The organism is Actinomyces polynesiensis (assembly GCF_000820725.1).
GTDB classification, from domain to species: Bacteria; Actinomycetota; Actinomycetes; order Actinomycetales; family Actinomycetaceae; genus Pauljensenia; species Pauljensenia polynesiensis.
Map to the genome: position 1 here is coordinate 1 of NZ_CCXH01000172.1, position 7,018 is coordinate 7,018.

Consider the following 7,018-nt stretch of genomic DNA (forward strand, 5'->3'; position numbering starts at 1 on the left):
TCCACCGCGCGGAAGGAGGGTTTCCCCATGCGTCCGGGGAACTCGATGGTCATCCCGCGGGCTGCCACCACCGGCTCACCGGAGGCCTCGGCGGGCAGCTGGCGCGGGGCCTCCTGTCCGATGCGTGGCACGGCGGCCAGCAGGGTCTGGGTCCAGGCCTCGCGGGGGTGGGCGAAGAGCTCGCGCACCGGTGCCTGTTCGATGATGCGGCCGTGGTGCATGACCGCCACCTCGTCCGCCAGGTCCGCCACGACGCCCATGTTGTGGGTGATGAGCAGGACGGTGGCGCCGAACTCGTCACGGCAGCGGCGCAGGAGGTCGAGGATCTCGGCCTGGACGGTGACGTCCAGGGCGGTGGTCGGCTCGTCGGCGATGACCAGCCCGGGGTTCAGCGCCAATGCCATGGCGATGACGATGCGCTGCTTCTGCCCCCCGGAGAACTGGTGGGGGTAGTAGTCCACCCGTTCGCGCGCATCGGGGATGCCCACCAGCTCCAGGTACTCGACGGCGCGAGCCCTGGCGGCCCGGCGGGAGTACCTGCCGTGGGCACGCAGGCCCTCCGCGATCTGCCACCCGATCGTGTAGACGGGGTTGAGCACGGAGGACGGCTCCTGGAAGACCATCGCCGCGTCCGCCCCGCGGATCTCGCGCAGCTGCTTGGGTGACATGGTCACGACGTCGTGCATGGTGCCGTCCGCGCGGTGCTCCAGCAGGATCGCGCCCTCGGAGGTCGCGGTCTCCGGCAGCAGGCCGAGGATCGACTTCGAGGTCACCGTCTTGCCGGAGCCGGACTCACCGACGATGGCGAGGATGGATCCACGGGGGATGTCCAGGGTGACGTCGGAGACCGCCTCGACGCTTCCCGCGTCCACCGCGAAGTGGACGTCGAGGTCGCGGATGGAGACGACGGGTTCGCCCGTCCCGGCAGCACCGGTCCCGCCGGCAGCCGTCCCGCCAGCGCCCGTGGCGGGTGCCGCGGAGGTGGGGGACTCGCTGTGCTCACTCATCGGTGTCGTCCTTCCGCTGGTCGGCGTCCCCGGCCGTGTCCGCCTCGTCGATCCCCTGGACCGACAGGGGGTCCCCCTCGTCGGGGATCCAGTCCTCCGCGATCGGCACGCCCGGCGCGACGGGGACCCCGGACTCGTCGAGGTCCACGCCCTCCACCGGGGCACCCCCACGCACACGCGAGCGCGCGGCGCGGCGGCGGGTGCGCAGACGCGGGTCGGAGAGGTCGTTGAGGGACTCGCCGACCAGGGTCAGGCCGAGGACCACCAGGACGATCGCCAGGCCGGGCCACACCGAGGTCCACCAGATCCCCGAGGCCACGTCCGCGATGGACTTGTTGAGGTCGAAGCCCCACTCGGCGGCCGAGGTCGGCTCGATGCCGAACCCCAGGAAGCCGAGGCCCGCCAGGGTGAGGATCGACTCCGAGGCGTTGAGGGTGAGGATCAGTGGCAGGGTCCGCGTGGAGTTCTTCAGCACGTGGCGCACCATGATCCGCGAGTTCGAGGCGCCGATGACGCGCGCCGACTCGACGAAGGCCTCCGCCTTGACGCGCAGGACCTCGGCGCGCACCACGCGGAAGTACTCGGGGATGAAGACGACGGTGATGGAGAAGGCGGCCGCGAGGATGCCGCTCCACATGCCCGACTGCCCACCGCTGATGACGATCGACATGACGATGGCGAGCAACAGGGACGGGAAGGCGTAGATCGCGTCCGTGATGACCACCAGCACCCGGTCCATCCAGCCACCGAAGTAGCCGGAGACCAGGCCCAGCGCCACGCCGACGAACAGGGAGAGCACGATGCCCGCGATCACCATGAACAGTGCGGTGCGCGACCCCCAGATGACACGTGAGAGCACGTCGTAGCCGGAGACCGTGGTGCCCAGCAGGTGCGCGGAGGAAGGACGCTGCTGCGCCCCGAAGTTTCCGGCCGCGTCGGAGAGCTGCGCGTACCCGTAGGGGGCGAGGAGCGGGGCGAACACCGCGGTGAGGAGGAAGACCGCGAGGATCACCAGGCCGGTGACGAGCATGCCACGCTGCAGGCCCACCGACTGGGCGACCTGGTCGTGGAAGGGGAGGTGGCTCCACAGGCTGCGTCGGAAGGGGCGCTGGGTGGGTGCGACCGGGGTGGCGGAGGGGAGGGGCCGACGAGGGCGACGCGGTGGTCGCGGGGCCGGGCTGTGCGGGCGTCATCAGTACCTCACTCGCGGGTCGATGAGGGCGGCGATGATGTCGACGATGAAGTTGGTGACCGCGACGACGACGGCGAGCAGGGCCACGATGCCCTGGACGGCGACGAAGTCACGTGCCGTCAGGTACTTCGCGAGCTGGAAGCCCAGGCCCTTCCACTCGAAGGTCGTCTCCGTGAGCACCGCGCCGGACAGCAGCATCGCGATCTGCATGCCGACGACGGTGACGATGGGGATGAGGGCCGGCTTGTAGGCATGCTTGCGCACCAGCCGGTACTCCGAGACGCCGCGGGAGCGGGCCGCGTCGACGTAGTCGGCGTGGAGGGTGGAGATCATGTTCGTGCGCACGAGGCGCAGGAAGACGCCGGCCGTCATCAGACCCAGCGCCAGGCCGGGCAGGACCGCGTGGGAGAGCACGTCGCCCACCGCCGCGGCGTTGCCGGACCTGAGGGCGTCGATGAGGTAGATGCCCGTGCCGCCGTCCATGGTGGACAGGCGCAGCTCGGTGCGGGTGGAGGCCCGGCCGTTGACGGGGAGGATCTTCCACCACACCCCGAAGAGGAGCTTGAGGAGCAGGCCGGAGAAGAACACCGGGGTGGCGTAGCACAGGATCGCGAAGACCCGCAGCACCGCGTCCCCCCAGCGGTCGCGCACGTAGGCGGCGACCATGCCCAGCGGGATCCCGACCACGAAGGCCACGAGCAGGGCGTAGAGGCTCAGCTCCAGGGTGGCTGTGCCGTAGGTGGTGATGATCTCGGTGACCGGGCGGTTGTCGGAGAGGGAGGTCCCGAAGTCCCCGCGCAGGAGGTCGGAGAGGTAGTCGCCGTACTGGACGATGATCGGCCGGTCGTACCCGGCGGCGTGGATGCGCGCGGCGAGCTGGTCGGCCGGGAGGCGCCCGCCCAGTGAGGCGGTGATCGGGTCACCGATGGTGTGCATGAGGAAGAACACCAGGGTGATGAGGATGAAGACGGTGGGGATGATGAGGAGGAAGCGGGTGAGGATGTAGCGCCACAGTGCCCCCGAGCCGCCCCGCGCCTTCCTCGTGCGGGAGGGTGCGTCGGTGGTCGGGGTGCCGCCGCCCGGTGGGTCGGTGGGGGTGGTCGCCGCCGGGGTGGCGGGTGCTGCTGCATCAGGGCTGGACATGTCCCGAGGTCCTCACATCGTGTCGACGGGGGTGCACCGGGAGGTGGGGGCGGCCGGGACCGCCCCCACCTCCCGGAGGCTCACTTGGTGAGCGTCGCGTAGTAGAACTTGAAGGAGGCGTCCAGGTTCACGCCCTGGACGTCCTTCCCAGCGACGGCGACCTGGGAGCCCTGGAGGAAGGGCACCGTGGAGAGGTCCTTCGCCACCGCGTCCTGGATCTGGCCGATGAGGTCGGCGCGCTTGTCGGCGTCGCCCTCGACCAGCTGCTCCTGGATGAGCTTGTCCACGTCGGGGTTCGAGTAGTGGTTCTTGAGGAACCCGCCGTCCAGGAAGAAGGGCGTCAGGTAGTTGTCCGCGTCGGAGTAGTCCGGGAACCAGCCGAGCTGGTAGGCGGGGTAGACGTCGGAGGTGCGGTCCTTGGAGTACTGCACCCACTCGGTGGACTGGAGGTTCACCGTGAACAGGTCGGAGGACTCGAGCTGGGACTTGATGAGCGCGTACTCGTCACCGGAGGAGGGGCCGTAGTGCTCGGGGGTGTACTGGAGGTCGAGCTTGACGGGGGTCTCCACGCCGGCGGCCTCGAGCGTGCTCTTGGCCTTGTCGGCGTCGGGTCCGCCGTTGCCGTCACCGTAGAGGCTCTTGAGGGACTCGTTGGCGCCCGTCAGGCCCTCGGGGACGTAGGAGTACAGCGGCGTGTAGGTGCCCTTGAAGACCTGGTCGGCCAGCTGGTCGCGGTCGATGAGGTCGGCGACGGCCTGGCGCACGGCCAGGGCCTTCGCCTCGTCGGCGTCGGAGGTGGTGGCGCCGTAGGGCTGCGTGTCGAAGTTGAAGACGATGTAGCGGATCTCGCCGCCGGGGCCGGTGTGGACGGTCACCGCGTCATTGGTCTTGAGGTCCGCGACGTCGGTGGCACTCAGCGAGCGGTAGGCCACGTCCACGTCGCCCTCCTGGACGGCGAGCTTCAGGTTCGAGGAGTCCGCGTAGTAGGATACCGTCACCGAGTCGTTCGACGCCGGCTCACGGTTGCCCCCGTAGTTCGGGTTCGGCTCGTACGCGATCGTCTGGTTGTCCTGGTAGGCGGTGATGACGTACTGTCCGCCGAACGCGTTGGCCGCGACGATGTCCGCCGCGGAGGTCAGGGAGTCGGGGGAGAAGACCTCCTCGTCGACGACCGGGCCGGCGGGTGAGGACAGCACCTGCGGGAAGGTCTGGTCGTTGCCGCTCTTGAGGTTGAAGACGACCGTGGTGTCGTCGGGGGCGTCGACGGAGTCGAGGTTCGCCAGCAGCGAGGAGGGCCCGTTGTCGTCGGCGATCTTGAGCTGGCGGTCGAAGGTGAACTTCACGTCGGAGGAGGTGAGGTCGTGCCCGTTGGCCCACTTGAGGCCCGGCTTGAGCTTCACGGTGTACTCGGTGGGCGTGGTGAACTCGGCGCTCTCGGCGATGTCGGGCTCCACGTCGGAGGAACCCTGGGGCGCGTCGAGCAGGAAGGGGAAGACCTGGACCTGCACGGCAAAGGATCCGTTGTCGTAGGAGCCGGCGGGGTCGAGGCTGGTCACGGAGTCGGTGGTGCCGATGACGATGTCGCCACCGCCCCCACCGGAGGCCGAGCCGGACTCACCGGAGGATCCGGAGTCGGAGGAGCCGGACGAGCAGCCGGCGAGGAGGGCGAGGGCGGAGAGGCCGGCGATGGCGCCGACGACCGCGCGGGACTTGGGGATGGACATGCACACGCTCCTTGATGGGACGGGACCTCGTGTGCGGCGGGCGGAGCCCACTCGCATGTGGGTCATGATCCGCCCAAGGACGTGCAAGGAATTCGCGCGGCTCACCATGCGAGATGGTGTGCCCCGTCACGGGGACGGCGCGATCCTGCGGGCCCCGCCACAGGCCGACCCCACCGTCCCCCAAGCCCGGGTCTTCCCTTCCTCCTGCCGAAGTCCGCTCTGTTCCGGGTGTGAGGTCCGCTCACCTGCGCCGTTCGCCCGGCTGTTCGACGAGGGAGGGGCCGAGCTGGCGGAGCGGGAGAGCGGACCTCACGGGTGGAAGTGAGCGGACCTCACGGGTGGAACAGAGCGGACCTCGCCGGGTTCGGGGGTGGTCAGAGGGAGCCGCTGATCCGGTAGGTCAGGGTGTGGGAGGCGCCGGGCTCGAGGGTGACCAGCCCCAGCCCCGAGTTGAAGGCATCGGGAGCGCAGTCCATGGGCTCCACGGCCATGCCCTCCCGACCCACCAGCTCACCGGAGTAGACCTGCACCCACGGCGCCGAGGACGTGATCCGGACCCGCGCGCGCCGGTGGCGGGGTCGCGCAGAGTGACCGTCCACTCCTCCGCGGGCAGGCCGGTGAAGGCGTGGTCGATCGAACGGGTGCCCACGACGGTCGGCTCGCGCAGGTCCAGCCCCAGGCTCGCCGAGTCCCGCAGTGCCACCGGGGCGAGGGCGGCATCGACCTCGAGCACCTGTGCCGCGGGCACCGTCAGCTCGAGACGGTCGACCCGCACCCGGTCCAGGGTGAGGAAGGGGTGTGAGGAGGAGCCGTAGGGGGCGGGGGTGGTGCCCTCGTTGGTGGCGGTGATGGACACACGCAGACCCTTCCCGGCGTCGAGCGTGTACTCGGCGCGGGCCAGGAGGGGCCAGGGGTAGCCGTAGCGCGGGGCCACGAAGGCCTCGAGGGCCACGTGGTCGTCCCCGGAGTCCACGACGTCCCACTCGACCCATCCCATGAGCCCGTGCAGGGCGGCACCGGTCGCGTGCTCGTTGACGGGGACCTCCATCTCCTCCCCGCCCCACGTGTAGCGCCCCCCGGTGACGCGGTTGGGCCAGGGGAGGAGGACCTTGCCCTTCCAGGCCGGGGGCACCTCGTCGACGGAGTGGGGCAGCACGAGGAGGTGGCCGTCGAGGGTGAGTCCGGCCAGTCCCGCGCCGACCGTGACCACACGGGCGCGGTAGTCGCCGGCGGAGATCGTCAGCTCCGATCCGGACACGTGGTGGGGCATCGTCGTCGCCTTCCGGTGGGGTCGCGGGGCGGTTCCGCCCCGGTCACAGGCTAGTGATCCTCGAGGCACCGACGGGGGTCTTCGCCCGGTATTGCCGAAGACAGGGGTGCCCATGTGACGGACTTTACTGGCGCGACCGCGCGCCCGCGTGGCATGGTCGGTCCCATGAGCGCCCGTCGACCCACCCTGCTGATCTCCAACATCGTGCCCCGGCACGAGGCCGACCCGCTGTACGACGCCTTCTCCTCCATGCTCTGGGAGTCGCTGACGCGTGCCTCCACACCGCACTGGAGGGTCATGCGCGAGTGGGCCCAGCTCGACGGACCGGAGGGAGCCGCCGCCCGGGCACGCCGCGCCGACGCGATCCTCATCATGGGTGGGGACGACGTCGACCCGCACTGGTACGGCGGCACCCCCGACTACCCCCACGAGGGCCACCACTGGCCCCGTGCCGACGCCGGGCAGATGGCGCTCGTCCGCACCGCCGTCGAGGAGGACATCCCCCTGCTCGGCATCTGCCGCGGCATGCAGGTCATCAACGTCGCGATGGGTGGCACGCTCGTCCAGGACATGGCCCAGCCCGGGCACCGCAGTGAGACCCTCATGCAGGACCACCACTTCGCGCGCCACACGGTGGACATCGACCCGACGTCCCACCTCGCGGAGGCGCTGGGCGACCTGG

The 7,018-nt window shown here is 70.2% G+C and carries 6 protein-coding genes and 1 pseudogene; 1 reads left to right on the forward strand and 6 read right to left on the reverse strand.

Translation table 11 applies throughout. The annotated features are described in order from the left end of the window. The 6 genes and pseudogenes from TA90_RS14260 to TA90_RS07385 form a co-directional block, all read right to left on the reverse strand. Window positions 1-1,007, reverse strand: a 1,007-nt coding sequence (locus TA90_RS14260; RefSeq protein ID WP_147513423.1) for an ABC transporter ATP-binding protein, incomplete at its 3' end; no start/stop codon positions are given. After that, window positions 1,000-2,055, reverse strand: coding sequence for an ABC transporter permease (locus tag TA90_RS07370; RefSeq protein WP_222704608.1), 1,056 nt, complete (start codon window positions 2,053-2,055; stop codon window positions 1,000-1,002). The genes TA90_RS07370 and TA90_RS14260, both read right to left, overlap by 8 nt. Before the next feature lie 144 nt (window positions 2,056-2,199). Continuing rightward, window positions 2,200-3,342: an ABC transporter permease gene (locus TA90_RS07375; protein ID WP_082031554.1), complete on the reverse strand. Its 1,143-nt coding sequence runs from the start codon at window positions 3,340-3,342 to the stop codon at window positions 2,200-2,202. Between the two features lie 80 nt (window positions 3,343-3,422). Further along, on the reverse strand, window positions 3,423-5,066 hold the full coding sequence (locus TA90_RS07380) for an ABC transporter substrate-binding protein (RefSeq protein WP_043535459.1): 1,644 nt from the start codon (window positions 5,064-5,066) through the stop codon (window positions 3,423-3,425). 374 nt (window positions 5,067-5,440) lie between these two features. Continuing rightward, entirely contained in the window at window positions 5,441-5,665 is a 225-nt protein-coding gene (locus TA90_RS15880) for an aldose epimerase family protein (protein ID WP_331394263.1), read from the reverse strand. A 26-nt stretch (window positions 5,666-5,691) separates the two neighbouring features. Then, a pseudogene (locus TA90_RS07385) lies at window positions 5,692-6,450 on the reverse strand (aldose epimerase family protein); the annotation flags it as partial. A 51-nt stretch (window positions 6,451-6,501) separates the two neighbouring features. On the opposite strand from TA90_RS07385, the gene TA90_RS07390 reads away from it, so the two are divergent. Beyond that, window positions 6,502-7,018 (forward strand): gamma-glutamyl-gamma-aminobutyrate hydrolase family protein (locus tag TA90_RS07390; RefSeq protein ID WP_043535465.1); only part of this gene is annotated, 517 nt, incomplete at its 3' end.

Coding starts and splice junctions, on each gene's coding strand:
- TA90_RS07375 (WP_082031554.1), bottom strand. CDS start 3,342: ATGTCCAGCCCTGATGCAGCAGCACCCGCCACCCCGGCGGCGACCACC.
- TA90_RS07380 (WP_043535459.1), bottom strand. CDS start 5,066: ATGTCCATCCCCAAGTCCCGCGCGGTCGTCGGCGCCATCGCCGGCCTC.